Source organism: Gabonibacter chumensis (assembly GCF_024741215.1).
GTDB classification, from domain to species: domain Bacteria; phylum Bacteroidota; class Bacteroidia; order Bacteroidales; family Marinifilaceae; genus Gabonibacter; species Gabonibacter massiliensis.
Window position 1 is genome coordinate 1,429,847 of record NZ_JANSKB010000001.1, and the last position, 25,792, is coordinate 1,455,638.

Annotated in this window: 23 protein-coding genes; 9 read left to right on the forward strand and 14 right to left on the reverse strand. The window is 40.4% G+C overall.

Annotated elements, in window-relative coordinates:
• Positions 1-250: 250 nt before the first annotated feature.
• The 5 genes from NVS78_RS06110 to NVS78_RS06130 all read right to left on the reverse strand — a co-directional run bounded on the left by NVS78_RS06110 (position 251) and on the right by NVS78_RS06130 (position 6,537).
• Complete coding sequence (locus NVS78_RS06110; protein ID WP_286358361.1) at positions 251-391, reverse strand: hypothetical protein; 141 nt, start codon at positions 389-391, stop codon at positions 251-253.
• Positions 392-601: 210 nt separating this feature from the next.
• Positions 602-2,029 (reverse strand): polysaccharide deacetylase family protein, encoded by a 1,428-nt coding sequence (locus tag NVS78_RS06115; RefSeq protein WP_286358362.1) that lies wholly within the window; start codon positions 2,027-2,029, stop codon positions 602-604.
• A 378-nt stretch (positions 2,030-2,407) separates the two neighbouring features.
• Positions 2,408-4,057 (reverse strand): AMP-binding protein, encoded by a 1,650-nt coding sequence (locus NVS78_RS06120; protein ID WP_286358363.1) that lies wholly within the window; start codon positions 4,055-4,057, stop codon positions 2,408-2,410.
• Between the two features lie 104 nt (positions 4,058-4,161).
• The gene (locus NVS78_RS06125) at positions 4,162-4,746 is read right to left on the reverse strand and encodes a DUF4251 domain-containing protein (RefSeq protein ID WP_286358364.1); all 585 of its coding nucleotides are present in this window, start codon (positions 4,744-4,746) and stop codon (positions 4,162-4,164) included.
• A gap of 144 nt (positions 4,747-4,890) precedes the next feature.
• On the reverse strand, positions 4,891-6,537 hold the full coding sequence (locus tag NVS78_RS06130; RefSeq protein WP_286358365.1) for an AMP-binding protein: 1,647 nt from the start codon (positions 6,535-6,537) through the stop codon (positions 4,891-4,893).
• 302 nt (positions 6,538-6,839) lie between these two features.
• On the opposite strand from NVS78_RS06130, the gene gad reads away from it, so the two are divergent.
• Together gad and NVS78_RS06140 are read left to right on the forward strand one after the other, a co-directional pair.
• Positions 6,840-8,237, forward strand: coding sequence for a glutamate decarboxylase (gene gad / locus NVS78_RS06135; protein WP_286358366.1), 1,398 nt, complete (start codon positions 6,840-6,842; stop codon positions 8,235-8,237).
• 207 nt (positions 8,238-8,444) lie between these two features.
• Positions 8,445-8,957 carry a ferritin-like domain-containing protein gene (locus tag NVS78_RS06140; RefSeq protein ID WP_286358367.1) on the forward strand — a complete coding sequence of 171 codons (513 nt, stop codon included), beginning with the start codon at positions 8,445-8,447 and terminating at the stop codon, positions 8,955-8,957.
• A gap of 72 nt (positions 8,958-9,029) precedes the next feature.
• Here NVS78_RS06140 and NVS78_RS06145 read toward each other — a convergent pair whose 3' ends face one another.
• The 5 genes from NVS78_RS06145 to NVS78_RS06165 all read right to left on the reverse strand — a co-directional run bounded on the left by NVS78_RS06145 (position 9,030) and on the right by NVS78_RS06165 (position 14,896).
• A complete protein-coding gene (locus tag NVS78_RS06145) occupies positions 9,030-9,707 on the reverse strand; it encodes an ion channel (RefSeq protein ID WP_059026314.1) in 678 nt (225 codons plus the stop codon).
• Between the two features lie 71 nt (positions 9,708-9,778).
• Positions 9,779-10,744 carry a glutaminase A gene (gene glsA, locus NVS78_RS06150; RefSeq protein WP_059026313.1) on the reverse strand — a complete coding sequence of 322 codons (966 nt, stop codon included), beginning with the start codon at positions 10,742-10,744 and terminating at the stop codon, positions 9,779-9,781.
• Between the two features lie 20 nt (positions 10,745-10,764).
• The gene (gadC, locus tag NVS78_RS06155; RefSeq protein ID WP_286358368.1) at positions 10,765-12,318 is read right to left on the reverse strand and encodes a glutamine/gamma-aminobutyrate antiporter GadC; all 1,554 of its coding nucleotides are present in this window, start codon (positions 12,316-12,318) and stop codon (positions 10,765-10,767) included.
• A gap of 138 nt (positions 12,319-12,456) precedes the next feature.
• Complete coding sequence (locus NVS78_RS06160) at positions 12,457-13,641, reverse strand: MFS transporter (protein ID WP_286358369.1); 1,185 nt, start codon at positions 13,639-13,641, stop codon at positions 12,457-12,459.
• 76 nt (positions 13,642-13,717) lie between these two features.
• Positions 13,718-14,896, reverse strand: a complete 1,179-nt coding sequence (locus tag NVS78_RS06165) for a THUMP-like domain-containing protein (protein ID WP_286358370.1) — start codon at positions 14,894-14,896, stop codon at positions 13,718-13,720.
• Positions 14,897-14,968: 72 nt separating this feature from the next.
• On the opposite strand from NVS78_RS06165, the gene NVS78_RS06170 reads away from it, so the two are divergent.
• The 5 genes from NVS78_RS06170 to NVS78_RS06190 all read left to right on the forward strand — a co-directional run bounded on the left by NVS78_RS06170 (position 14,969) and on the right by NVS78_RS06190 (position 19,024).
• A complete protein-coding gene (locus tag NVS78_RS06170; RefSeq protein ID WP_286358371.1) occupies positions 14,969-15,397 on the forward strand; it encodes an N-acetyltransferase in 429 nt (142 codons plus the stop codon).
• A gap of 80 nt (positions 15,398-15,477) precedes the next feature.
• The gene (locus NVS78_RS06175) at positions 15,478-16,269 is read left to right on the forward strand and encodes a UDP-2,3-diacylglucosamine diphosphatase (protein ID WP_286358372.1); all 792 of its coding nucleotides are present in this window, start codon (positions 15,478-15,480) and stop codon (positions 16,267-16,269) included.
• A gap of 10 nt (positions 16,270-16,279) precedes the next feature.
• Positions 16,280-17,419, forward strand: coding sequence for a glycosyltransferase family protein (locus NVS78_RS06180; protein WP_286358373.1), 1,140 nt, complete (start codon positions 16,280-16,282; stop codon positions 17,417-17,419).
• 48 nt (positions 17,420-17,467) lie between these two features.
• A complete protein-coding gene (locus NVS78_RS06185; RefSeq protein ID WP_286358374.1) occupies positions 17,468-18,388 on the forward strand; it encodes a bile acid:sodium symporter family protein in 921 nt (306 codons plus the stop codon).
• A 198-nt stretch (positions 18,389-18,586) separates the two neighbouring features.
• Positions 18,587-19,024 (forward strand): putative signal transducing protein, encoded by a 438-nt coding sequence (locus tag NVS78_RS06190; protein ID WP_286358375.1) that lies wholly within the window; start codon positions 18,587-18,589, stop codon positions 19,022-19,024.
• A gap of 9 nt (positions 19,025-19,033) precedes the next feature.
• On the opposite strand, the gene NVS78_RS06195 is transcribed toward NVS78_RS06190, so the two are convergent.
• The 4 genes from NVS78_RS06195 to NVS78_RS06210 all read right to left on the reverse strand — a co-directional run bounded on the left by NVS78_RS06195 (position 19,034) and on the right by NVS78_RS06210 (position 23,000).
• The gene (locus NVS78_RS06195) at positions 19,034-19,969 is read right to left on the reverse strand and encodes a DMT family transporter (RefSeq protein WP_286358376.1); all 936 of its coding nucleotides are present in this window, start codon (positions 19,967-19,969) and stop codon (positions 19,034-19,036) included.
• A 75-nt stretch (positions 19,970-20,044) separates the two neighbouring features.
• Positions 20,045-20,851 carry a sensor histidine kinase gene (locus tag NVS78_RS06200; RefSeq protein WP_286358377.1) on the reverse strand — a complete coding sequence of 269 codons (807 nt, stop codon included), beginning with the start codon at positions 20,849-20,851 and terminating at the stop codon, positions 20,045-20,047.
• Between the two features lie 896 nt (positions 20,852-21,747).
• Entirely contained in the window at positions 21,748-22,020 is a 273-nt protein-coding gene (locus NVS78_RS06205) for a GNAT family N-acetyltransferase (RefSeq protein WP_286358378.1), read from the reverse strand.
• A gap of 77 nt (positions 22,021-22,097) precedes the next feature.
• Complete coding sequence (locus tag NVS78_RS06210; protein ID WP_286358379.1) at positions 22,098-23,000, reverse strand: alpha/beta hydrolase; 903 nt, start codon at positions 22,998-23,000, stop codon at positions 22,098-22,100.
• Between the two features lie 354 nt (positions 23,001-23,354).
• Between NVS78_RS06210 and NVS78_RS06215 the strand changes: the two genes are divergently transcribed.
• Complete coding sequence (locus NVS78_RS06215; protein ID WP_286358380.1) at positions 23,355-24,692, forward strand: type III secretion system chaperone family protein; 1,338 nt, start codon at positions 23,355-23,357, stop codon at positions 24,690-24,692.
• Positions 24,693-24,702: 10 nt separating this feature from the next.
• Positions 24,703-25,782: a trypsin-like peptidase domain-containing protein gene (locus tag NVS78_RS06220; RefSeq protein WP_286358472.1), complete on the forward strand. Its 1,080-nt coding sequence runs from the start codon at positions 24,703-24,705 to the stop codon at positions 25,780-25,782.
• Positions 25,783-25,792 lie beyond the last annotated feature (10 nt).

The window sequence follows — 25,792 nt, forward strand, 5'->3', positions numbered from 1 at the left end:
GTGTAAAGAGTGAGAACGGGTGGGTGTGGTATCGTAATCCTTCAGTCTTGAAGCTTGTGAAGTACGAGTTTAGATGTATTTGTAGAAATATCTTTTTTGCTATATTTACGATTTTATCTCTTGTCGGACTTGTTATTTATCAATTTACCCCGACAGAGGCAAACTCGGTACATGACCTGTTTCATTTTTCAATGGATCGGATTTCGCAAGTGTTTCCTTCCTCCCTCACTTATAAAACGGTTTATTTTTTTTAATTGTTTTTTATTGTCGGCTTCGTTGTTGTCGGTTCAAATATAAACCGGTTGAGAGTAATAGAATCTCTGCATGTACGCCCCTTGGGTAACGTGGAGATCGTGATCGTGAGTTTCTTGGGAAGGTTCTTTTTTTTCATGTTAGTGAATTTTATCGTGTTTTCCGTTTCTATTTTGCTCAATGTTCGTTTTTTCTCGCTCTTTTGATATGTCGGTTTATCTCTTTTACTGAATCACGTTGATTTTGCCGACAGCGGTTTATTTTCTCGGACTTTGTTACCTCGTGGCGGATGCGGTGAAATGGGTGAATATAAAGGAGTGATAAAACAAACGCTATAACGAGGTTCGGTCTATTTTATCCTTTTTAATAATTCGCTTTTTTTATCTGAATCTTTCAATTGATTTACGAAATAAAGGGCATCGTTTCGGTTGGATACTGTTTTGTCGGATTCGTATTTCCTGACATAATGGGTGGCGTGATGCAGTAAAAATTTTCGGCAATCGATGTTTAGCATGAGTCCGTTGTTATCATCCGCGTAGGATAGTCCGCTAACGGTATTTCCCGAGATGATTGATGTGATATGCTGCTTTTGCAAGTGATCCAGCTTAACGGTAATGGAGGGGTAGTAAAAATGGGCTTTGGAGGGTAGCACAACGGTTAATTTCAACGTGTTGCCGATGATTTGTTTTCGAATGATGCTATGGATGCGGTTGTAATTATACTCGTAGTACTCTTCCAGGCTGGGAGACCATACGGAATCGTCTCCGTCTTTTCCGTAAGTATTGTTAAGCCAAAGAAGAAATTGTGCCCAGGCGGGATCGGTTTTGTGAACCCCGATCTGGACGGCGGCTCTCTCCTCTTTGCTTTTTTGTAATTCGGACCGGATATTTTCTTTGGCTTGTTCGGGAGTGTAAAAGTATCTGTTCAGTAGTTGTTTATGTAAGTCATTTGTTGTTTTAAACGGGTACAAGGTGGAGGCTTCGCTTTGTGCCGCCATGATCTGGATCGGGTCATACGCCAATGCCGCTTCCACGTAAGTTTTATTGCCGTTGGGCTCCGTTAAAACCTTGCATACCCGTCCCGATAGTTTGTCTGTAATAATCCTTTGGGATAAAGTATAATGTACTTTTATGCTATCCCGGTTATGGATCATGGACGTTTTTACATCATGGAAGGCTATGCCCACGCCGTAATTGACCATCTCGATAACATTATTCCAAATAAGACCGGATTTCATATAAAAACGATAGTAGTTTTTAGTGAAACCGACTTGTACGGAAGGTTTGGCGTTCATCCACTCCCATTCGGGAGCAAGTGTTGTCGTGAAAGAGAAACGTACCTCGTTGCCGCTCCCGTCTGTGCAGCCTAATGTTTTACCGAGATTGTAATTGTCCGGGGGTAAGTCTCCGGCTTTTAAATGGGCCGCATCGTAATAATATTTCGAGGATAACGGTTTGCCGTGAATGGCAGCCCATGTATTGCAATAGGCTGTTTGACTGCAGTCGTCTTGAGTTAAAAGGAATAGCCAGGATTTGTTATATTTCAAAGGAGGAATTTCTGCTTGGACGGTTTTTAAATCGATTTGACCGTTTGTTTTAAACACGAGTTCGATAATGATGTCGCAAGCTTCATCTTTGAAAGGGTATGTATAAGCAACTTCTTCTTTTTCTTCCTGTTCTTCTTCTTTCTTTTTGGAAAAATCGGTTTTTTTGATACATGAGAGGAATAGGATGGTGATTAAGAGATAGAGTGTTGAGTTGATGGTATATCGATTCATCTAATGAACTATTTGAATTGGAGTATGTGTTGCAAATATAGAAATAATAAATATATTGACAATACAATAAAGTTCTATTTTGTCTTATTATGGGTATAATATTGTATTGTTTCGTTCGAAGATATGAATCGGAATACAGGAGATGATTTTTAATAACGGGCTGCTTTTTAGAGAGTAGATACAAAATTGATCGTTGAGTGGTCGGATGATACGGCCTTGTTTTTGAAAGAAGAGCGATAGATAATTCGCGGGATAGTGAAATTTGAAGGTGTAGATTTTCTAATGCGATAGAATCGACGGTAAATTGTTTGCGATATAAATGAGTTTTACGTTTTTCTATAAAAATATCTCCCGGTTACTCTAATCCGGGAGATATTTTTATTGGTACAAATAACGTTTGATACTACGTTTTGGGGTTTTTTCAAACTCTTCATTGTAGATTTTCATTTTCGTTATTTGGCTGTAAGCCGGAAGTGTTTTATTGACCTCCAGACGATTTTCTTCCATGATTGTGGTAAGACTCTCTTCTGATTCCTTATGGTCTGCGGTTGCGGCTTCAAAATCCGGATAAATCAAAGCGATTAGTTTGCCTTCTTTTTCTATTACGATGGATTCTGCAACGTATGGTAGGTTATTGATTTGATCTTCTATCTCTTCGGGGTATATGTTTTGACCATTCGGGCCCAAGATCATATTTTTGCTGCGTCCCTTGATATAGAGGTAACCGTCGGAGTCTATCAGGCCTAAATCTCCCGTGTGCAACCATCCGTCGGGTGTAAAAGCCGCTTTGGTTGCCGCTTCGTTTTTATAATAGCCGTACATCAGGTTATCCCCTTTGGCTAATATTTCACCTACGATGTGGGCCGGATCGGGAGAGTCGATTTTTAACTGCATGCGCGGGACCGCTTTTCCGCAAGAGCCTTTTTTGAACGTTTCCCACCCGTCGTAAGAAAGAATAGGACCGCATTCTGTCATTCCGTATCCGACTGTATAAGGGAAGTCGATAGAACGTAAAAATTCTTCGACTTCTTTATTTAGAGCTGCTCCTCCGATAATAAGTTCCTTAAAATTGCCCCCAAAAGCGTCAATAACTTTTTGTCGGATGGATTGTTTTACCTTTTTATCTATAAGAGGAAGATTTAATAATAACTTCATAATCGGCTTCTCCAATGTAGGAAAAACCTTTTTGCGAATGATCTTTTCAATAATAAGCGGTACTGAAATAATTAAATTCGGCTTTATCGTGGCGAAAGCTTCCGCGATGATTTTCGGTGAGGGAGTTCGAGTTAAAAAGAAAACATGCGCACCGCTGGCGAATTCGTAAATGAATTCGAAAGCCAAACCGTACATATGAGCCATAGGTAACATGGAGATGACCCGTTCTTCCGGAAGTTTGCCGAAAACACCGAAAGCAAATTTCAAGTTCGACCATAGGCTTCGATACGGAAGCATCACTCCCTTCGAGAAACTGGTTGTCCCAGAGGTATAATTGATGACAGCCAGATCTTTCAAGTTGTCGTATTGATAATTAACGTTCTCCGGTTTAAAGCGTTCCGGATACTTTTTTCCGAAAAATTCGTTCAGTCGATTGCGGGCCTCCGTAAGAGAACGACTGCGAGAAATAAGTAAAGAGTAATCTTCCATGCTGATAATCCCTTCTAAAAGCTCCATGGAATTTTCATTTAATCCTTCCCAAACGACACTTCCCACGAACAATAACTTAGCTTCGGAATGGTTCACGATATTGTGAATGTTATCCGTTTTGAACTCATTTAAAATGGGGACTGCTACCGCTCCATAAGACAGAGTGGCCAAAAAAGCTATTCCCCAATTGGTCGAATTACGACCGCATAAGGCAATTTTATCTCCTCTTTTGATGTCGGCATTTTCAAAAAGAATATGTAGTTTTTCGATTTTTCGAGCTACGTCTTTGTAACTGCAATTTATCCCTTTGTAGTCTGTTAAAGCCGGGCGATCCCAATTTTCTTTGATACTTTGTTCTATATAGAATAAAAAACTTTCTTCCATTGCATTATATGATGATATAAAATTCAAATTTAGGAAATTATTTTCAGATAACGCAAGAGATGAGTTTTTTTAAGAATTGAGAAGAGGGCCTTTAAGCCCTATTCTTATTTCATATAAATAGCCTTTTTATCTTCTGGAATAGAAGATACTTTCCCGCTATAAGAGATCGAAGCTCGCTTGTTACTATTGACTTTTACGCTACAACGCCCGTTGGAATAAATCTCCACGTAAAAGGAGAAGATATCGTTTCGGTTTCTAACCTGAAAAGAGTACATTATAAATTGTTTTTTCCGTTTTTGAATAACCTTTAATGATTCGTTTAGCAACTTTGCCTCTTCGAATTCGATGCCACCCCCCTCACCGTATGGGACAGAGTAGGCTCTGCCAAAGAACGGAAGCTTTCCGGTAGCGATCGTGTCCATTAAAAAGATCTCTCCTTGATTCATTGCTAAAGAAACATGACCATCTCCGCCGATTGTTTTTTTCCCGTATTTGGAATCTATTACGATACTGCTGTTTCCACTCGGGAACGCATCGTCAAGAGTGATGTAAAAAATTTTACTTTTCACGAGTTCCACGATGCGGTTAAAAGCGGCTGTATCCACTTTGGCTTTTTTCTCTCTTGCCGTTACTACAAAAGAGGAAAAAATAAGTATCCCGATAATTAAAATGCTTTTTCTTGTTTTCATAGTTTTTAATTTTAGTTGTTTTTCCCGTTTTTATAACAGACAAATTCTATACCGAAATGAAAAGAACCTGTCATTACGGCAAGATAATAAAAAATAGGTAATTCTCCGTATCTTTGAAATGTATAAATTTTGCAGACGGACTTTTTACTGATACAGGTAACGCTTGATACTTCTTTTCGGTGTTTTTTCGAATTCTTCGTTATGAATCATGATACGGACTATCTGACTATATGACGGAAGCTGTTGATTCACTTGTTTCCGGCTTTCCTCCAAAATCCGGGATAGGTTCTCCTCCGATATTTTATTTTGTTTCATAGCCTCGAAATCCGGGTATATTAATCCGATTAGTTTTCCTTCTCTTTCGATCACTAAAGATTCTGCGATATAAGGCATGACGTTCAGGTAATCTTCAATCTCTTCCGGATAAATATTTTGGCCGCTCGGTCCCAGGATCATGTTTTTGCTACGTCCTTTGATATAGAGATAACCGTCTTTATCTATGATGCCGAGATCGCCCGTATGCAGCCACTTGTCCGAGTCCAATACGGCATTTGTGGCTTCAGGGTTCTCGTAGTAACCGTCCATTACGTTCATTCCGCGGGTAAGAATCTCTCCCACGACGTGTTCAGGATCGGAAGAGGCGATTTTCAATTCCATTCGATCTACGACCTTCCCGCAAGAGGTAGGACGGAAGGTATCCCAATGGTCGAAAGCGATGGCCGGTCCGCATTCGGTCATGCCGTAGCCTACCGTGTAGGGGAATTTGACAGAATGCAAAAAGGCTTCCACTTCTTTGTTTAGGGCGGCTCCTCCGATAGCAAGTAGTTTGAATCGACCTCCGAAGGCATCTAATATTTTTTGTTTGATTTTGTGACGTATCTTTCCGTTTAGAACCGGAATTTTTAGCATGAGTTTAATATGAAATTTATCCAATTGCGATAGGACTCTTTTTTTGATTATCTTTTCAATGATAAGAGGAACGGCCACGATAAGGTGAGGACGTATTTCGGTAAACACTTCGTTGAGTATTTTAGGGGATGGCATTTTCTGCAAAAAATAGATGTGCGTGCCACTGGTAAACGGATAGATGAACTCGAACGCCAGTCCGTACATATGAGCCATGGTTAGGATAGATACCAATTTCTCACCCGGATTATATCCCATCTGATCCAAAGCATACCTTAAATTCGACCACATGCTTCGATACGGGAGCATGACTCCTTTCGGGGAGCTGGTTGTTCCTGACGTGTAATTGATCATGGCTAACTCTTCCGGAGCGTCTACGCGATACAAGACGTCCTCGGCTGTAAAACGTTCCGGATATTTTTGTCCGAATAGTTCGTTTAAACGAGTATTGGTCTCTTCCAGTTTATTATTTCTGGAAAAAATTACCGAATAATCGGACATGGCTAATATACCGTCCAGGTCAGGCATATCTTCGTGATCTATTTCGTCCCATACCGATTTCCCGACAAAAAGTAGACGTGCTCCGGAATGGTTGATGATGTGATGGATGGTATCCGGTTTGAATTCGTTTAAAATGGGGACGGCAACAGCTCCATAAGTTAATGCGGCTAAGAAAGCAATACCCCAATTGGCTGTATTCCGACTGCATAGAGCAATTCTGTCTCCCGGATGGATATCGCTTTCTTTAAACAAGATATGTAATTTCTCCACTCTTCTGGCAACATCTTTATACGTGTGGTTTGCCCCCTGGTAATCGGAAAGAGAGGGTAAATTCCAATGTTCTTTTATACTGTATTCGATGAGCTTTAAAAAACTTTCTTCCATAAAAATGTTTTTTATTTCATTTAGACGATTTCTATGTTTATACTGAAAATCAGGTGGGAAGGTTCCGAAAATACAAAAGTGATCCGTTCCCAGAATTCAGGTTCCTTTTCTCCAAAAGTAAGGCAAGGTTTCTTTAAGCCATTTTTTATTAAAAAAGCATGAGGTAACAAAGCAAAGTGCAAGTGTAGTTAAATATTGTGAGGAGCCGAAACTTTCGATAGGATAACCCGTAACTATTAACGAGCGTCAAGAAATGCCACTCGTTAATTCATTATGTTACATTATATTAAAAACAATTAGTTATGAAAACAGAAAATCCAAACACGCCTATTTTTGGAACATCGGAAGAAGCTCGTGTTGCTCCGAAATACGAGATGCCTAAAACTTCTATGCCCGGAGAGGTCGCTTATCAAATCGTTCACGATGAAGCCATGTTAGACGGGAATTCCCGTTTGAATCTGGCAACCTTCGTTTCTACTTGGATGGATGATTATGCTCGTAGGGTTATGACCGAGAACATGGATAAAAATATGATCGATAAAACGGAATATCCTCAAACGGCAGAGATTGAGCGTCGCTGCGTGAATATTATTGCCAAATTGTGGAATTCACCGGAAAAACCATATTGCACGGGAACCAGTACCGTCGGGTCATCTGAGGCATGTATGTTGGGAGGTATCGCGGCTTTGAAGCGTTGGCAAAAACGTCGGAAAGCGAAAGGGCTTCCTATCGATAAACCGAATTTCATTATCTCAACTTGTATGCAGGTCGTATGGGAGAAATTTGCTATCTATTGGGATGTTGAAATGCGTATGGTACCGGTTACGATGGATAAGATCACGCTTGACCCGCAGGAGGTAGTGAAAATGTGTGATGAGAATACCATCTGTGTGGTTCCCATACAAGGAGTTACGATTACGGGCTTGAACGATAACGTGAAGGAAATCAACGATGCACTTGATAAATTGAATGCAGAAAAAGGTTGGGAGATTTGTATCCATGTGGATGCGGCGACCGGTGGGTTTATACATCCTTTTATCGACCCGGAAACGGTTTGGGATTTCAGATTGAAATGGGTACTTTCTATTAGTGTGTCAGGTCATAAATTTGGTCTGGTATATCCGGGTGTAGGTTGGGTTGTTTGGAAGGATAAGCAATATCTGCCTCAGGAGATGAATTTTGCAGTGAATTATTTGGGTGCTGATATCCCGAGTATTTCAATCAACTTCTCTCGTCCCGGAAATCAAGTATTGGCTCAATATTATCAATTCTTGCGTTTGGGATGGGAAGGTTATCGACAAATACAACAGAATTGTTTGGATGTATGCTTTTATTTGAAAAAACGATTGCAAGATATGGGGATATTCGAATTCTTCAGCAATGAAATGCCGAATCCTCTGTTTATTTGGAGGTTGAAAGATGATCCCAAACGAAAATGGACCTTGTATGATTTGTCCGATGCCCTGCATGTGGAAGGTTGGCAGGTTCCGGCCTATACTATGCCTAAGGATATGGAGGATGTCGTTATCATGCGCGTTGTTGTTCGTCAGGGAACAGGTTTCGATTTGGCGGATTTGTTGATGGAAGATATGAAACGTTGCGTGGATCAGTTGAATAAACTGGAAGAACCCACGAACAGTGCTATTCTCTGGAATAAGAAGATGCCCCAAAAACCAAGAGGCTTTAACCATAGTAGATAAGACCAAATAATTATTCTGCTCTGAAAATGCCCCATCAAGAATCTTTCTCTTCGATGGGGTTTTTACTTTTTATACCCCGGGAACGGTTCTTGGGAGTCAGAATAAACACCGAGAACCGTCCCTATGGGTTATTTGTTAAAACTACAGGTTGCTCGAACAAAATGTTTGCTTGTCCGTTATATATATAAAAAACTAAATACGAAGATTATGGCTAAAGAAAGTGTAAAAATCCTTCAAGGAAAGCTGGATGTAGAATGCTTGATTGCTCAATTGAACGCGGCATTGTCTGAAGAGTGGTTGGCATACTACCAGTATTGGGTAGGTGCGTTAGTTGTAGAAGGTACTATGCGTGCCAATGTGCAGGGGGAGTTTGAAGAGCACGCTGAGGAAGAACGTAAACACGCTCAAATGATAGCTAAACGCATCATGGAGTTGGAAGGAGAGCCTGTTTTAAATCCTGAAAATTGGTTTAAACTGGCAAAATGTAAATATGTTACTCCAAAAGACTTTGATTCTGTCAGTCTGTTAAAAGACAATGTCGCTTCCGAGCGTTGCGCAATTTTGAGGTATCAGGAAATTGCCGAGTTTACGGACGGTAAAGATTTTACAACCTGCGATATCGTGAAAAAAATTCTGGCCGAAGAGGAAGAGCACGAACAGGATCTTCAAGATTACCTGACCGATATTGTCAGAATGAAAAAATCACTCCTTGCGAAGTGATTTGTTAATCGGTAGGGGAGACGGTTCTCGAGGTTTGAAAATGTACCTGGAGAACCGTTTCTGTTTAGTTGGTTAATTATTTTCCACTCCTTTTCGTTTAGCTTGAAACTTAGTAGTGACGTAAGCGGTAAAGATGGGGAAGAAAATCATGCCGGCAGCGGCTAAAATGACGGCGAGAGATTGTCCTATTTTCGTGACACCGAAAATGTTGGAGCCTACGGTAGTGACATTCATAAGCGCCCAGTTGAATGCATCCCAATAGTTTTTAACCATAGGATTGACTCCGTGTTCCATGAAGAAAAAAAGAATGCTGCTGAAATAGATCGTCGTAAATAGGATCGTCAGGTAGGTTGCGAATAAATTGGTGACCTTACTGCGGCTCATCCATCCCACGATAAGCGATACTCCATATATCCCTCTGGCCAACGGTATCAGTCTTAGTGTTAACCACAAGCCGTGAGAGATCGTTGTCGTCAGGGAATGGACAATGTTTAGATAAGGGATGGAAACCAATAAGAAAAACAGGTTGTTGAAAAAGAAACGTTGGCTCCATCCGTCTGTATACCAGCGAACAAAGAAGTCTGCTAAGAATATGGAACAGACCAATAGATGAAAATGAAGTATAAATCGTTCACTTAATACGTTTTGAGTAGATAGCAATTCGATCGAAATCACTACAATAATAGCGATGCTTCCGATTAGGACAAGTGCATTTAGAAACTTCTCTAATGCTTTGCTTTTAGGTATCATGTATAAGATAAGATTTATGGATCAGCTTTGCGACAAGAAAATGAATTCTTACCGCAAAGCTGGTAAATTAATTATTCCGTAATTTCTATACTGTTTCCATTGAATACATTTACTTTTAGTTTTTGAGCGATGTATTTAATGGCAGCCTGAGCTTTTACTGAATTTCCGGCTTCGTCCAATGGCGGGGCAAAAGCGGCAATACCGAATGCACCGGGAAGAACTCCCATAACCCCTCCGCCTACACCGGTCTTGGCTGGGATTCCGCTGGTGTATAGCCAGTCTCCCGTATGCTCGTAGAAGCCGACTGTTGCGATTAGGGAGATAATTTGCGGGGCCAGATTCTCATCGAATACCTGTTTGCCCGTTACCGGATTTTTGCCTTTATTGGCAATGGTGCATCCCGAAATAGCCAATTGTTTGGCCGTTACGCCCATAGAGCACTGACGGGTATAGAGATCAAGAGCCATATCCGGATCGTCATATATTCTATCGTAATTTTTGAGTAACCAGGCAATGGAGCGGTTGTTGAAATTGGTGGCTGTTTCCGATTTGTATAGTTCATCCTGCAGAATGGGTTCGCTGCCGCAAAGATCAGTCATGTTATCGATGATGGCAGACCATTTGGAATTACTGTCTCCTACGGGTTTAACCATGCTATCGGCAGCAATGGCCCCGGAGTTTACCAGGGGAGTGCTCGGATGATCTTTTTCGAGTAGGATTGCCATGATTGAATTAAAAGGTAGTCCGGTGGCATCGGCTCCGATTTTTTCCAATAGGGCTTCAGCTCCGTATTGGCGTAATACCAGAATGGCCGTGTGCACTTTCGAAATGGATTCGATACCGAAAACATAATTGGTATCTCCGGCTTCAATGATTTCTCCGGAGGGGAGAGATATGGCTATTCCGAACAGATTAGGATCGATTTTTGCCAAGAACGGGATGTAGTCTGCGTTGGCTCCTCCCTTCATTCCCTTTAGTTTTTCATGAGCCTCGGCGACAACCGCCTTAAGGTCTGACAATTTGATAGTCTGTTTCATGTGCTTGTTTTTAGTTTGATTTAATTTTTGTCTGTGCTTGGTGTCGTACTATTTGTTTGTGTACTTTGGCTTGTGGTCGGTTGGGGTGAAGTCGCCGCTACGGCAGGAGCTTCTTCCCAATGGAAAGGTTCGATGTCTGCATTCGGATCTTTCCATGACGGTTTTCGTGCCGCGTAAATAATGAACGGGGTCGCAACCACAACAATACACCCGATGATTAGAACGGAGAACCAAACGGTGTTACTACCGGTATTGATCTGGGAAGGCGGAATAAAGCTTAATATAAATGCAAGTAAAGCTCCACAGAATCCGAGTCCGGCGATAATCCATATCAAACCGTTGCTTTTTCTACCGATAGCAAAAGGACGTTCTGCTTTTTTCATTTTGTAGCGCAGTACAATGGCTCCCGAAAACATTAACAGGTACATGATTAGATATAAAAGTACCGTTAATTGGGAAAGGATCTGATAAAAGGATTGAACGGATGGCATAACGACGAATAGTAGGGCCAAGATGGTTACAACTCCTCCCTGTACGAATAGGATGTTTTTCTGTACGCCTATTTTGTTTGTTTTTTGAAAGAAAGGAGGTAGGTATCCGGCTTTACCCACGGTAAAAATACCTTTTGACGGACCGGCAACCCAAGTTAATACTCCTGCTAACACACCGAACATTAAGGCAATGGCGATAATGGGAGAAGCCCAGCTCAAATGAAGGTATCTCAAGTAATTATCAAATCCCACCAATAAACTTTGTGTCAGGTTAATATCTTTTGCTGGAATGATTAGACCCAAAGAGAAGGTTCCTAAAACGAAGATTAAAACGGTAATACCGGCACCGATGAAGATGGCTTTCGGATAATTCTTGGCAGCAGGAGGAGTGACGTCCATGACGTGAATACCCATCATCTCCATACCGGCGTAAAAAAGGAAAATGCCCGAGGCTAATACCAAATTGTCGAAATTTGCCAAATCCGGAAAAAAGCCTTGACTCATATCCATGTAATTATGCCCCCCTGTTGAGAGGTAGATGATTCCGAAAATAATCAATAGGGCGGCAGGAATGATTGTTCCGACCATGGCGCCTATTTTGGAAACTTTACCGACCCATCCTAATCCTTTTAGCGAGATAAAAGTGGCGACCCAATAGATAATTAACACGGTAACCAGGGTGAAAACTTTATTAGAAGCTAATAGTGCGTCTCCTGTAGGGTTCATTCCTATGTAAGCAATGGATACGGCTCCGAAAGTCAACACCGTCGGATACCAGATGGTGCTCTCGATCCACTGGAGAAAAATTGCCAAAAAACCGAATCGTTTTCCATAAGCTTCGCCGACCCAACGGAAAACTCCACCTTGCTTTTGTGAAAACATTGCAGCTAATTCGGCAGCGACTAAGGCCGTTGGAACAAGAAATACGATAGCTGCAAACAAATAATAAAATGCGGAGCTTAATCCGTATTCTGCTTCTGCAGGTAGTCCCCGAAGGCTTACTACGGCTGCTACGTTCATGATTGCTAAAGTCATGACGCTGAGCTTTGCTACGGAACTCTTTTTGTTTGAATTTGTTGCCATAATTTAAATTGAAGTTTGGTTAATTAATTTAGAATATTGTTTTATAGTTTACTAAGCTTTATTTGTATTTCAATGTAAGTACGGGAAACAGGGATGAAGGTTTAATTCCTCACAATATTTAACTTTGACGAAGTTTTATCATTCGTCTGGGGAAATTCCTACCGTTTTTGTTTTTCGGCGGAAGTAGACAAACAGGGTGAAAGCAGCACTGATAAACGTATTTAACCAAAAAGGGAAATAGGATGAATCTGTCGAGAATAAGTTTTCCAATGCCCTAATTATGAATGGATAGGTGATAATGGCAATATAATTCATCGACATGACCAGGGCGAGGGCGTAAGTCGGATGGGTAGAACTGTTGGCTGTTTTATCGTAGATGACGGGTTGCATGCAACCGTATCCCAAACCGATTAAAGTCACGCCTAAGACGAGGGTAAATACATCACCTTTGAATGCAAATAGAATTAATCCTGATGTGATGGCAGCCATTGCTATAAAATTCGTGTAGTTTTTAAACCAGGATATGATTTTATTGATAAAAAAACCGGGAAGTGTCATGGATAAGAAGAATACTGAAATGAGGCTTCCAGACATATCGGATTTTCCGATGTGTAAGTTTTCCATGTAAAGAGCTAAATTGAAGGGAATCGTTAAGGCTAAGATCGTGATGAGGTAATAGAATAGCATTAAACCGACCGGCCAATGAAGAGTAAAAGATCGGTGTGGTGTCGACGGGTGTTTGGAAACGGGTGCCGGATCGTTTTTCAGCTTGAAGGCAAATAAAAGGGATATCCCCGATAAGCAATAGACCAAAAAGGAATAATGCCAATTAATATTGGCCAGAATGCCGGATAACAAGGTAGCCAAGACTAACGTGATGTTTGTTATGGAAGAGGCTATACCTAATTGTTTGGTTCGATATTTACCTGTAAAATAATTTGCGATCAAACCGGTTGAAAAAGGAATAACCATTCCGGCACCGATGCCTAATAATGCGCTGATTATCAGTAGAAGAATTAAGGTTTTTACAAATGGATAGATGATGCTGCATCCGAAGAATATGCTTAATCCGATGATTAAGACCTTTTTTTGATTCGTATGCATGGATAGCCTGCCGGCTAAAAGGATAAAGGGGACGATGATAAAGGAGGGAAGTGATTCCAACATTTGTAATTGCAGATCGCTTGCACCTTTAAAAATGGTTTCGAGGGATCCGAGTATAGGAGAAATGGCCAAGCCCGGTAAAGAAGTTACCATGGATATGGAATAGATGGCCAGTAGTGTAAATAGGGAAATGGTTCCTTGTCCCGTTTTTATTTTCATCTTTTTTCTAATTATCGTTCTTTTCGATGATACGAGTATTAGGATAAAAAGTTGAAGATGGCGATGGTTTCGGAATTTATTTACGGCATTGAATAAGAATGGGGGTATTCGGGTGTAAGGTAGTTGCGAATAAGTATATATGGCCACCTTCCGTGATTCTACTTTTTTGACGTAAATCTTTTACCGATAAATTGAAATTTCTTGTTGTTATGTTGGCTTGTGGAATAGTTCGACAGAGCTGTTTTAATCCTTTTCCGGAAAAATCGAAGACTTTGTCAACGACGAATTTTCTCCCGGGAAACTCTTCAATCCACAGATCGGAAGTATAGAGATGACTGTGTGGATGCAGCTTCTCTACATTAAAGCGTTTCGCGGGTAATTTAAAAGCTCCGGCCTTTAATATGGAACTGTTGGGTTCATATAAAAATTTCTTAATATTCGGAGTGAAGGTTATTGTTGTTTCTTTTTCTGCAGAAAGTTGAAAGTCGAAAAGTTGTTTCTCTCCAGTAGAAGTGATATTTAATGTGGAGACGATGGGGTCAACATTTTTTTTTCCGTTTTCCAACACATATAAAAGTTCTTTACTTTCGTTTTTGACTGAAAGCACGTGGATTTCTGCGGTCTCTGGCAAAAGCCTTAGCGTCTCCATAATATCAGCCATAGGTGAGATCTTGATAATAACCCGTTTGGCATTATCTAACAAAAGGGGTTTTAATTGTAGTACGTCCGGTTCGCATTCGGATAAAGCGAATACCCGTTTGTTGCCTTTCGTTCTACGAGCCGGATCGATGTAAAAGGTGTCTACCTTAACGGATTCGGCAATTTCTCCCGCCTCCTGATTTAAGACTTGGATATTGTTCGCCTGTAATAGGCTGAAATTGTGTTTTGCCGCTTCACAGTAATGGGGAGATCGTTCCACGTAAATCACTTTTTTTACTTGTTTTGAAAAATAGAAAGAGTCTACCCCTAAACCGCCGGTAAGATCGCATAATGTCTTTCCTCGAGTCAATTTTTGTTTGTATTCTGCCGTAACCTCGGAAGAGCATTGTTCCGTGGCCAGACGGGAAGGATAAAATAATTCCCGGCAAGCGTACCAAGAGGGTAATTTTTCTTTTATTTGCCGTCTGGCTATGATTTGGTCCACGATTACAGGCATGTTGATTTCCGGGTATTTGGAGGCCGAAAGTAATAATTTATCCGTGTTATCGTTTTCGTGGAGTTTTATAAAATCAATGATAGAATGGGTTAGGATCATACATAAAATGAATTGGGATTTGATTTTCAAACATACGAAAAATTATTATCTTTATCTGATAAAAGAAGTAATATGATTCGTAAATATACGGTTTCGGACGAAGACGTCCTTGTGAAAATATGGTTGGAAGCCTCATCTCTTGCTCACGATTTTGTTCCGGAATCTTTTTGGTCGGAACAGGTCGAGAAAATGAAGAGTCATTATTTGCCTTCGAGTGAGACTTGGATACATGAGGGAGAAAACGGGGAGATCGATGGCTTCGTATCTTTAGTCGGAAATTATATGGCGGCTTTATTCGTGAGACCCGACCGGCAAAAGATGGGAATAGGAGGCGCTCTGATGCAATGGGTAAATAGAAAATATGAACGACTGGAGTTGAATGTATACACGAAAAATATTTCGGCGGTTGCATTTTATGAACGACATGGTTTTAAGGTGTTAAGACGACAAGTCGATGAGATGACGGGATGCGATGAGTTCGTGATGGTGTTTGAGGGGTGAACTTCACGGTATAGTCATTGTTTCTACATCTATTCGTAACAAAATGGTTGTTATTTTGTTGGAGGAGATAAAAAGAAATTATGACAAACAGATTAAAATTTGCAACGGTGATCCTGTCAGATGTACATTTGGGATCGGAACATTCGAAAGTGGAAGAACTGACCAATTTCCTTAAAAGTGTGAATTGTGATAAATTGATTTTGAACGGTGATATCATCGACGGTTGGAAATTGCATCGGAATCCGTTCGGTCGTTGGAAGCAATCCTATACGAACCTAATCAAGGTCATCATGAAAATGATGGAGAATTACGGAACCGAAGTGATTTATGTACGTGGAAATCATGATGACTTTTTAGACAAATTGACCCCGTTGACTTTGTCTAATATTTCGGTAGTAAAGGATTATATTCACGTTTCTTGCGGGAGGCGATACTATGTGACTCACGGTGATATTTTCGATCATATTACGACCCATATGATTTGGTTGGCGAAATTGGGAGATTACGGATACACTTTTTTGTTGTGGATGAATCGTATCCTTAATCAGTACAGACGGAAACGGGGTAAACCTTATTATTCTTTTTCCCAATCGATTAAACACAGGGTAAAATCTGCTGTTTCTTATATTTCCGATTTTGAGAAAGAGCTGTCATCTATCGCGGAGAGTCGCCGTTTTGACGGTATTATTTGCGGACACATTCACCAACCTGCGGACAGGTATTACGGGAATATTCATTATTTGAACTCCGGAGATTGGGTCGAATCGTTGAGTGCTTTGTTGGAGTATCCTGACGGGCGTTGGGAAATTTACAGTTACGAGGCGAGTACCGGCATGCAAATGAAAAGAGAAACATTCAAGATTACGGCTTAATAGGATTCGTATGCATTTTGTTTTTATCATTCAGGGAGAAGGACGGGGACATTTCACTCAAGCTCTTGTTATGCGGGAGATGTTGACGAGGCGGGGAGATGAAGTTGTTGAAGTTTTGATCGGGAAAAGCGAAGCACGGCAGGTCCCGGATTTTTTTCTCCAAAAGATCGATGTACCCGTGTTGACGTTTGAAAGTCCGAATTTTTTACCTTCCGTGCAAAATAAACGTCCTTCTTTATCCAAAAGCATTTATTTTAATATAGGTAGGTTACCGGTTTTCGTCAAAAGTATGCGATTGATCCGTAGTAGATTGGCGGAGTTACAGCCTGATATGGTACTGAATTTTTACGAGTTGTTGACGGGGTTGGTTTATTTATTTACGCCACCGGATATTCCTTTGATTTGCATAGGGCATCAGTATATGTTTTTGCATGATGATTATGTCTTTCCGCGTATTTCCCGCTTGGAATTGGCTTCTTTACGTTTTTTTACCCGGTTGACATCGGTTAGAGCGGTTCGTAAATTAGCACTCTCTTTTTACTCCTTTCCCCCTGCACCGGGATCTCGTGTAACCGTTGTCCCGCCTCTATTGAGGAGAGAGGTACTTCAATATAAGCCGGTAAAAGGAGAGTATATTCATGGTTATATGCTTAATAGTGGTTATGTTTTAGATATTATAGCTTGGCATCGAATACACCCGGAGATTGCACTTCATTTCTTCTGGGATGAAAAATCAGCTCCGGAGACTTGGGAAGTCATACCGGGATTTACTCTTCACCGAATTAACGATATACAATTTTTAAACTGTATGAACGGTTGTAAAGCTTATGCCACGACAGCCGGCTTTGAGTCCCTGTGCGAGGCCCTTTACCTGCATAAACCCGTTTTAATGGTTCCGGTGCATGTCGAGCAGAAATGTAATGCTTACGACGCTGTACGGGTAGGAGCGGGGGTGGAAGCTTCCGAGTTCGATATGGATCGGTTATTGCAATTTCTCCCTTCTTACCGGGTCAATCCGATCTTCAGGGCATGGGCAGATTCTGCAGAAAAGAGGATTGCCAAGGAGATAGATGAAGCTTATGCCCGACGTAAATCTTCTTTGTATGAACGTTTGTATTGTAAAATTGCGGATGTATTATTATCGAGATAGAGTCGTATCTTATTTTAAGATTTCAATTATAATCATTTCCTTTGCAATATGGAATTTACTGCCGTGTTACAACGTTTAAAAATTTGGATGATGCCGTTGGCTATGTTGAGTGGAGGGTTGTTTTATCCCTTTTTCAGTAAATTAGCCGCCGTAACTCCTTGCCTGATATTTTGCATGTTGCTGATTACCTATTGTCGATTGGCTTTCAGGGATATGACGTTTTCTCGTTTACATTTTTGGCTGTTGGGTGTTCAAGTGGTCGGGAGTTTTGTCGTCTACGTTTTGTTCGTTCCTTTCGACCCTTTGTTGGCGGAAGGAATGATGATATGTGTTTTGGCGCCGACGGCTGTTGCCGCCACGGTGATAACCGGGATGTTAGGAGGAAATGTGGCTTGTTTGGCGGCATATACATTGGTAAGTAATCTTTGTGTTGCCTGTATTTCACCTTTTGTTTTTTCATTTATCGGTACTCATCAGGATGTCCCTTTTGGGGATTCTTTTTCTACCATTTGTAGACAGGTTATTCCTTTGTTGATATTACCCTTGGTCGGGGCATGGGTTTTGGAAAGATTTATTCCGTTGGTTCATCGTAAACTGAAGAGATATCAAAGTGTATCCTTCTATCTGTGGACCTTGGGGTTGACCGTTGTGACAGGTAAAACAGTCTCTTTTATCGTGGAACAAAGCGATGTAAATTTATGGGAAGAGATAAGGATTGGATTAGCAACATTTATTCTTTGTTGCTTACAGTTTATTCTCGGGCGTTATTTCGGAAAGCGCTATGGGGAGGTGATAGCCGGGGGACAAGGGTTAGGACAAAAGAACACGATATTGGCGATTTGGATGGCGCAAGTTTATTTATCTCCTCTTTCGTCGATAGGGCCCGCTGCTTATGTGTTATGGCAGAACATTATCAACAGTTGGCAGTTGTGGAAAAAGAGAAAGGATGAAATGAAATATCGAATATAATCTGTTTATTTACCGTGGTTTATTTTGTAGGAATACACGGGGAATACCGTGAATATCCCGCGTCTCGTTATTAGCTGTTATAACTTTTTACCGAATACCGGTAAAAACGAGTCTTCCGGTGAACGGATAAAATTTTGGGGGAAATAGATGGAATAGTCGTTTAGAAGTATTAAATTAGGAAATCTAAATGAGCAAAATATGGATTGGAGTGTAGTTCTTACGTTTACTTATCCCCAGGAGGCTTATATGGCTAAAAATTATTTAGAATCCGAGGGAATAGAGACATTTATACAGGATGAATTAACGGCCCAAAGCGGTATGTACGCTAATGCCATAGGCGGTGTTAAGCTATTGATTCCTACTGATAAATGGGAACAAGGGATAGAGATATTGAAGGAAGGGGGATATATCGGTCCGGCAGATCTTTATCGGGAGGAAGAGATTAAGATCGTGAAATGGGAAAAAGGTATGGATAAAACCCGTTGTCCTTTTTGTGGTTCGACCGATGTCGGTAAAAAAAAGGACCCGGATAAAGTCATGGTTTATATCTTGCTGATTTTATCGGTGTTGTTTCCTATTTTCAGATCTTCGTATAAATGTTTTGATTGTCAGAAAGTCTGGAAATATAGAAAATAAAATGCGTCTCTATACACTTTGCTTGCTGGGGATTTTCGTCCTTGCTTTTTTGTTGATAAGGATGAACCCGATGACGATCAACACGAGTGCGATCGGGTCGTGCCAAGAAAATTCTTGTAGCCCTAAAGCGATAGAGATGATAGCTCCCGTGATGGGTAGAAGGTATATGTAAATACTCTCGACAAAAGGAGAGATGTATTGTAATGCTTTTACGTTTAGAAAATAAGCAATCATTGTAGCGAAAATCAACGTGAATCCCAGTTCTAACCAGATATGGACGGGAGCTTTTCCGGTAAATACAGGAGCATGGAGTAGTTGAAAAATACCGAAAGGCAGTGTAACGATAAAAGCGGCCAGGCTCATCCATTTCATGACGACGATCGGGTTGTATTTTTGTGTGTAGGGTTTGATCAGGATCAGGAATAACGCCGAACAGACGGAGGCGGAGAAAATCAGTATATCTCCTGTAAACGAATCTTTTGCTCCGTTTACATGAGGTACGATTGAAATGTAGAGTGTACCGGCCAAACCAAGTAAGATGCCGATGGCTTTGTTTATGGTAAATTTTGCGTGCAGGATGAAAACGGCTAATGCAATTACCACGATGGGTTGTACCGTGCGGATAACAAAAGCATCAACGGGTCCCGTGAGAGCCAAACCGTTGATATAAAGTAGCAGGTTCGCACCCATTCCTAAAGCTCCTCCCAACATGATGATGCCGATCTCTTTTCCCGAAGGGCGGTTTTGTCTTGTCGCGTGAAGGAAAAACGAGATAAGCCAGAATCCTACCGTGCTGGCGATACAACGGATTAATACCAGTCCATGGGCTCCTATCCATTCGGGCATCACGATTTTCATGAAGTTGGTATTAAAACTATATATCAATATGGTGGCCAACGCCATAAGGTGTCCTTTGTAGGCTTCTGGTTTTTGAGATATCTCCATAATTCTTTTTCGGAGATAAACGAAAAAATGAAGTTAAAGTTCCGTTTTTTGATTTTTTCGATACTGAAAAAACGATCAGAGTATTAATTCCTCTTTAGGAATATCATTTTTCTTTATAGAAAAAAATACAGACGTACCTCTGTCTTTTTTCGATTGAATTCGGATATCGCCTCCTAATGCTTTGATATAAGCTTGGCAAATGGAGAGTCCTAAGCCGGGGCTATCAGAAAAATCGTTTCCCCTATAAAACCGTTCAAACAGATGTATCTGTTGTTCTGCCGACATTCCGCATCCGGTATCTTCCACGACAAAGTCTACGCTATGTTGTCTGTTATTAATTTGGCAAGCAATTCGAATAAACCCTTTGTTCGTAAATCTTTGAGCGTTGGAAATTATATTCAAGAGAATTTGATGGAGTTTCATCTGATCGGAGTATACGATAATGTCTTCTACCGTTTTGTCCAGGTAAAGCATTACATCCGGGTGTGAATAGCTGAGACGGATATTGATTAGATTCTGACAAAGTTCTTTTACGTTAAAGACAGAAGGAGTAATATCGATATCAACATTGTCGACTTGAGAGAATTGAATGATATTGTCGGAAAGATGTAGTAGATTATCCGTATTTTGATAAATCAGATTGATGTATTCCTGTTGTTGAGTGGACGTGAGTTTCTGGTCTGCAATGACAAGGCTTGTCCATCCCAAAATACCGTTTAATTGATTTCTGATCTTATGTCCCAAGTTTGATAGAAATAGGGACTTGGATCTTTCGACACGTTTGAATTTTTCTTTTATATCCTCTAATCTGAGTTCATTTTGTTTTTGGTCTGTAATGTCGCATATGGTCAACAGCATTCCCCCGGAAGGTTGCGTATACATATAGGAGCCGTAGATTAAGACGTGACAATTGTGTATCTTTTTATCTGATATTTGTATTTGCAAAGTGGCCTCTAATTTTGAGAAGTTGGATTTATGCCGTAAGGAATTAGTGATTGTTTGTCGGATTATACAGGTTTTGCATAATTCACCTTTTCCACATTCTCCGGCTTCAATCGCATTTATACAGTTGAATAGTTCCCCCACTCTTTTGGGTGAGGACTCTTGAGTGGAGGTAAGGGCATAAAAATTTGTTTTTAAGACGATGAAATCGGGATTTATCAGTAAAACGTATGCTTGAATATTTTCGAAAATACTTTCAGAAAAAGAAGTGGTGTCTTTTATTTCTCGAATCTTATGTTGAAGTTGTTTTTTTAAATACAACATTCTGTATATTAATAAAACAACTACACCACATAATAGGATGATAAAAATATGATATGCCATTGAATTCAAAATCTAAAAGTCGATAATATACAAAGATTGCAAAAAAAATTCTTATGCCAATGAAAAAGAGTTGAATTTTTGCAGACATTTTAGCTGATGAAAAAAGGATCAATAATTAAATGTTTGTTAATTGCCGGATAAGTGAGGGGGAAAGAAAAATGAAGATGACGGGTAAACACAATAAATTGCCGGACAGTCAAATGAACGGACGGTATCTCGTCTCGCGATGGGCGGGGCTGTCTTTGCGCTTTCTATACCGGTCTCCGCTTGAGCGGTCTCCGTCAATTTGAATACCTTATCTATCTCTCTGGTCGAAAATAGGTGACGTATTAATAGAGGTTACACCTGATTCGTCGGCGGAACGAATCGTTTCGATGACGTTTGGCTCTGTACGATCATAAATAAAAAACCGGGATCTAAAGCTCCCGGTTTTTTCAGACACCGTGTTTCTGTTACGAGAATATCAAATTCTGGTATTCCGGATGCCGGGCAACATAACTTCTGGAAAAAGGACAAGTGGTAATCACTTTTAAATGATTTTCCCGGGCATACTCTAACGCATGTTTTACTAAAGCGGAGGCATATCCTTTGTTTTCCATCTCTCCCGGAACATAGGTATGTATGATGTCGATTCCTTCTTTGAAGGGTCTGTATTCAACGACTGCCGTATGTCTACCGTCCCGAATCTCAAATTTGTGATCGTGTGTGTTGTGTATAATTTCCATGATTTACAGATTAAATATTTATAATATATTTTATACGTAAACAGCATGGATATCGTTTGTCGTTTCGGGTGGAAATTTTACAGGTGTTCTTCTACAGAGAGTAATTGTCGTTTTGCTCTGTTCAAGTCGTTGAATGTAATGTCTATTTTGTAATTTTTTTTATTTATAATGCAATTTCGAATAAACCATACGATGGCGTCCAGATCCTCCCGCATGGCAAGCTTAGAGATTTCGTGCCCCATGCCTTCGTAGCGTTTTAAATAAAAAGGGTAATTTTCTAAGGTGAACAGGTCTGCCAAGTGGCTGGAGCCTAAAAGTAAATAGGTGCTTAAACGCATCCCTTTGTAGATGACGACATGATCTTCTGTACCGTGGAACATCATTGTTGGAGCGGGATCTATTTCGTATTTAGGCAGTCCTGTCATGCTGAAAAGTGCTCCGGAAAAGCTGATGACCCCGGCGTATTGAAACTCCTGCGGTAAGATCGTTGGATATTTGTTCGGATTTCTTTTGTGCCAATCCGCCGATAGAACAACCAATGCTCCGGCACTCGATCCTGAAAGGATAATTGTTTTAGTATCGATGTGTAAGGTCATGGCATTTTTTAGAATGTAGGACGTGGCATCGAATAGGTCTTCCCGGGCTATGTCGATGGCCTTTGCCAAAGGAGTTATGTTTTGAGCCGATACATCCGGATGGTCTTTTAGTCCCAGTCGGTAATCTATGGATGCTATTATAAATCCCTCTTCCGCCATTCGATTAAAGTAGAAATTATATACTGCCCGATTTCTTTCTCCATGGGTAAATCCTCCACCGAAAAGGAATAGGATCACCGGGGCATCATTAGACAGATCGGACCGGGAGATAATATCCATTTTTAGTCTTTGATTATCTTTTTCCGCGTATATGTAAGTTCGTTTTGACAAAAGCGGGTTTAACGGAGTTCCTTCGTCGGGTATGTTGAAAGATGGTGTATTCATATTATCAGATCATATAAAGGGTTTTTTGCATGTATTACGAATTGTATTAGGTAAAGTTATATACCAATCAATTCATAAATATTAAGCTATCGTTTCTTATTGTCGCAAGATAGGTAAAATAATTTTTATTTGAATACTTTTAAGTTTAATGGAAGAATGGTAGGATTGGATGGCAATAAAGTGCATGGTCTAAAATATTAATAAAATATATTTCCAGATCGGGGAGTTATCAATTATTTCATAATTTTATGACGTCTGTGTGATTTTGTTATTAAGAAGTATGAAGGTATTTAATAAATCTTGTTAGATAGAGATTTATAAAAACAATGTAATAAAAATTAAATGGCTGCAATTATGAAGCAAACCTTGACTTTTAATCTTTCCACCATAGCCTCGACGGAAAGTAAGTTGAATGTCGATTCGTTCGACACGAGTGTAGAGGCTTTTGAAAGTAAAGAATATTTACGTTCTTTTTATGCTTTACTGGATTATATCGATGCTGAATTTCGCACGAAATACGGGAATGTGCAGGGTACAGAATTCAATATTCCTCATGGATCCATAGTGGTTAACTTAAAGTTGGAAGATGATGAATTGAAAATCACCGCTCCTTTCCTTTCCGTTCCCGAAAAAGGACGTATTCCTCTGTTGCGTCAGATAGCCGGATTAAATTTCAATCATATGGATTTGGCACGGATTTCCCTTCAGAATGATCGATTGTTTTTTGAGTATAGTTGTCCTATTGCCTTGGTCAATCCCTATAAGATTTATTATGTATTGGAAGAGATTTGTCGGGTCGGTGATAAATACGATGATGAATTCGAAGCGAAATTCGGGGCGAAACGGATTTATGAACCGAAAGTTACTCCTTATGATGCCCAGACCGTAGACGCCGTATACGATGTCGTGCAATTAAGCTGTAAGGAGTGTATGGATGCCGTTAATTATTTCGAGGGAGGACGCAAATACGGGTACGCGTGGAATGTTGTTGATACTACGTTACTGAAGATTCTGTATTACGCTCATCCTCAAGGACAATTGCTTAATGATTTGAATAAGGCGGTTATCGATATGGACCGAGAGGATATTCCTTTGCCGGAGGTAGTAACTCACGGTAAAGAGATCGTACTGCATGTTCAATCCATGACGAAGGAGCAATTGGCGGAAAATCTGTATTTTGTGGAGACCTTTATTCCCGGTAAACGTCGTTCCAATTTGAAAAATATACAGGAGAATTTTGAAAATACTTACGATCGGGCTTCCAATGCCTTAGAGGCAGAGGATTATATGACTTGTTGCCTGATGATTATTTATAAATTCTACGAAATGTATTTTTATAATAACGTACAGGATGATGTGAATGCTGTTGTCGTAAGAGCTTTACAAGAGACCTCTGCCAAATCATGGGAAGAGGCGGCACCTGTCCTGCATGAGGCGATGGATGATATCATGGAAGGTAATTTGGAGCCGGAGGAAGAGATGGATATGTCCCGATACATGCAAAATGTTCAGCAAATGCAACAGCAGGCCATGCAAGCTATGCAAGGAGTGAATACGGAAGAGATACAGAAGATGCAGCAACAAGCGATGCAGGCGATGCAAGGGATAAACATGGAAGAGTACATGAAGAATGTTCAGAATATGATGGCTTCTATGTTTGGAGGTAACAATAACGACAATAATGACAAATAAGAAAGAGGACATGGAACAGAATATATTTAACGCGGTTTATAAAGTAAATCATGCCGGAGGTGCCGGTAGTTGTTTTTATCTAAAAGAGTATGATTTGTTTGTGACGAATTATCATGTTGTCGATGGATTTCATCAAGTGGCGATACAAGACAATGATAAAAATCGTTTTTTGGCTAAAGTGGTTTTGGTGAATCCGGCTTTGGATATTGCCTTACTGAGCGTGGAAGGTGACTTTTCGCATTTGCCGGAAATCGTTTTTGCGGAGACGGATACGATACCAATCGGACAAAAGATCAATGTTGCCGGTTATCCTTTCGGGATGCCTTTTACCGTAACGGAAGGAACCGTGTCTTCTCCCCGTCAGCTGATTAATGAGAAGTACTATATCCAAACGGATGCTGCCGTTAATCCCGGTAATAGCGGAGGACCTATGTTTAATGACCAAAACGAGGTCGTTGCTATTACGGCCAGTAAAATAACCGAGGCCGACAACATGGGTTTCGGTATTCCGATAAGTTCTCTGAGGCAAGTGTTGAAACAGGTTGCCGATATGGATAGAACCGCGTTTAACGTACAATGCGGGAGTTGCGACGAGTTGATTGCGGAAGAGGACGAGTATTGTCCTTCCTGTGGTGAGAAATTGCCGGAAAATATTTTTAAGGAACAGGGACTGACAGATTTGGCTGTTTTTTGTGAGAAGGCGATCGAAAGCATGGGGATAAATCCGGTTTTGGCCCGGGTCGGATACGAGTGTTGGACGTTTCATAAAGGAAGCTCGGAGATTCGTATGTTCGTTTATCAACGTTCCTATCTTTTCTGTACGTCGCCTATTAATATCCTTCCCAAGAAAAATCTGGAACCCGTGTTGACCTATCTGCTGAATGCGGATATGAAGCCTTATCAATTGGGATTGGACGGCAATCAGATTTATCTCTCTTATCGTATTCATATTTCGGATATATTTTCCGAGTACGCGGACGAGATCCAAAAAAATATTACGAATTTGGCTTTTAAAGCTGACGATTTGGATAATTTTTTGGTGGATACATACGGATGCGAGCTATCGGAATACGCTAAAAAGGATGCTTAATATATATACT

What these genes read in the sequence shown, in the direction of transcription:
- NVS78_RS06110 (WP_286358361.1), bottom strand. Translation starts at nt 391, where the DNA reads ATGAAAAAAAAGAACCTTCCCAAGAAACTCACGATCACGATCTCCACG.
- NVS78_RS06115 (WP_286358362.1), bottom strand. Translation starts at nt 2,029, where the DNA reads ATGAATCGATATACCATCAACTCAACACTCTATCTCTTAATCACCATC.
- NVS78_RS06120 (WP_286358363.1), bottom strand. Translation starts at nt 4,057, where the DNA reads ATGGAAGAAAGTTTTTTATTCTATATAGAACAAAGTATCAAAGAAAAT.
- NVS78_RS06125 (WP_286358364.1), bottom strand. Translation starts at nt 4,746, where the DNA reads ATGAAAACAAGAAAAAGCATTTTAATTATCGGGATACTTATTTTTTCC.
- NVS78_RS06130 (WP_286358365.1), bottom strand. Translation starts at nt 6,537, where the DNA reads ATGGAAGAAAGTTTTTTAAAGCTCATCGAATACAGTATAAAAGAACAT.
- gad (WP_286358366.1), top strand. Translation starts at nt 6,840, where the DNA reads ATGAAAACAGAAAATCCAAACACGCCTATTTTTGGAACATCGGAAGAA.
- NVS78_RS06140 (WP_286358367.1), top strand. Translation starts at nt 8,445, where the DNA reads ATGGCTAAAGAAAGTGTAAAAATCCTTCAAGGAAAGCTGGATGTAGAA.
- NVS78_RS06145 (WP_059026314.1), bottom strand. Translation starts at nt 9,707, where the DNA reads ATGATACCTAAAAGCAAAGCATTAGAGAAGTTTCTAAATGCACTTGTC.
- glsA (WP_059026313.1), bottom strand. Translation starts at nt 10,744, where the DNA reads ATGAAACAGACTATCAAATTGTCAGACCTTAAGGCGGTTGTCGCCGAG.
- gadC (WP_286358368.1), bottom strand. Translation starts at nt 12,318, where the DNA reads ATGGCAACAAATTCAAACAAAAAGAGTTCCGTAGCAAAGCTCAGCGTC.
- NVS78_RS06160 (WP_286358369.1), bottom strand. Translation starts at nt 13,641, where the DNA reads ATGAAAATAAAAACGGGACAAGGAACCATTTCCCTATTTACACTACTG.
- NVS78_RS06165 (WP_286358370.1), bottom strand. Translation starts at nt 14,896, where the DNA reads ATGATCCTAACCCATTCTATCATTGATTTTATAAAACTCCACGAAAAC.
- NVS78_RS06170 (WP_286358371.1), top strand. Translation starts at nt 14,969, where the DNA reads ATGATTCGTAAATATACGGTTTCGGACGAAGACGTCCTTGTGAAAATA.
- NVS78_RS06175 (WP_286358372.1), top strand. Translation starts at nt 15,478, where the DNA reads ATGACAAACAGATTAAAATTTGCAACGGTGATCCTGTCAGATGTACAT.
- NVS78_RS06180 (WP_286358373.1), top strand. Translation starts at nt 16,280, where the DNA reads ATGCATTTTGTTTTTATCATTCAGGGAGAAGGACGGGGACATTTCACT.
- NVS78_RS06185 (WP_286358374.1), top strand. Translation starts at nt 17,468, where the DNA reads ATGGAATTTACTGCCGTGTTACAACGTTTAAAAATTTGGATGATGCCG.
- NVS78_RS06190 (WP_286358375.1), top strand. Translation starts at nt 18,587, where the DNA reads ATGGATTGGAGTGTAGTTCTTACGTTTACTTATCCCCAGGAGGCTTAT.
- NVS78_RS06195 (WP_286358376.1), bottom strand. Translation starts at nt 19,969, where the DNA reads ATGGAGATATCTCAAAAACCAGAAGCCTACAAAGGACACCTTATGGCG.
- NVS78_RS06200 (WP_286358377.1), bottom strand. Translation starts at nt 20,851, where the DNA reads ATGTATACGCAACCTTCCGGGGGAATGCTGTTGACCATATGCGACATT.
- NVS78_RS06205 (WP_286358378.1), bottom strand. Translation starts at nt 22,020, where the DNA reads ATGGAAATTATACACAACACACACGATCACAAATTTGAGATTCGGGAC.
- NVS78_RS06210 (WP_286358379.1), bottom strand. Translation starts at nt 23,000, where the DNA reads ATGAATACACCATCTTTCAACATACCCGACGAAGGAACTCCGTTAAAC.
- NVS78_RS06215 (WP_286358380.1), top strand. Translation starts at nt 23,355, where the DNA reads ATGAAGCAAACCTTGACTTTTAATCTTTCCACCATAGCCTCGACGGAA.
- NVS78_RS06220 (WP_286358472.1), top strand. Translation starts at nt 24,703, where the DNA reads ATGGAACAGAATATATTTAACGCGGTTTATAAAGTAAATCATGCCGGA.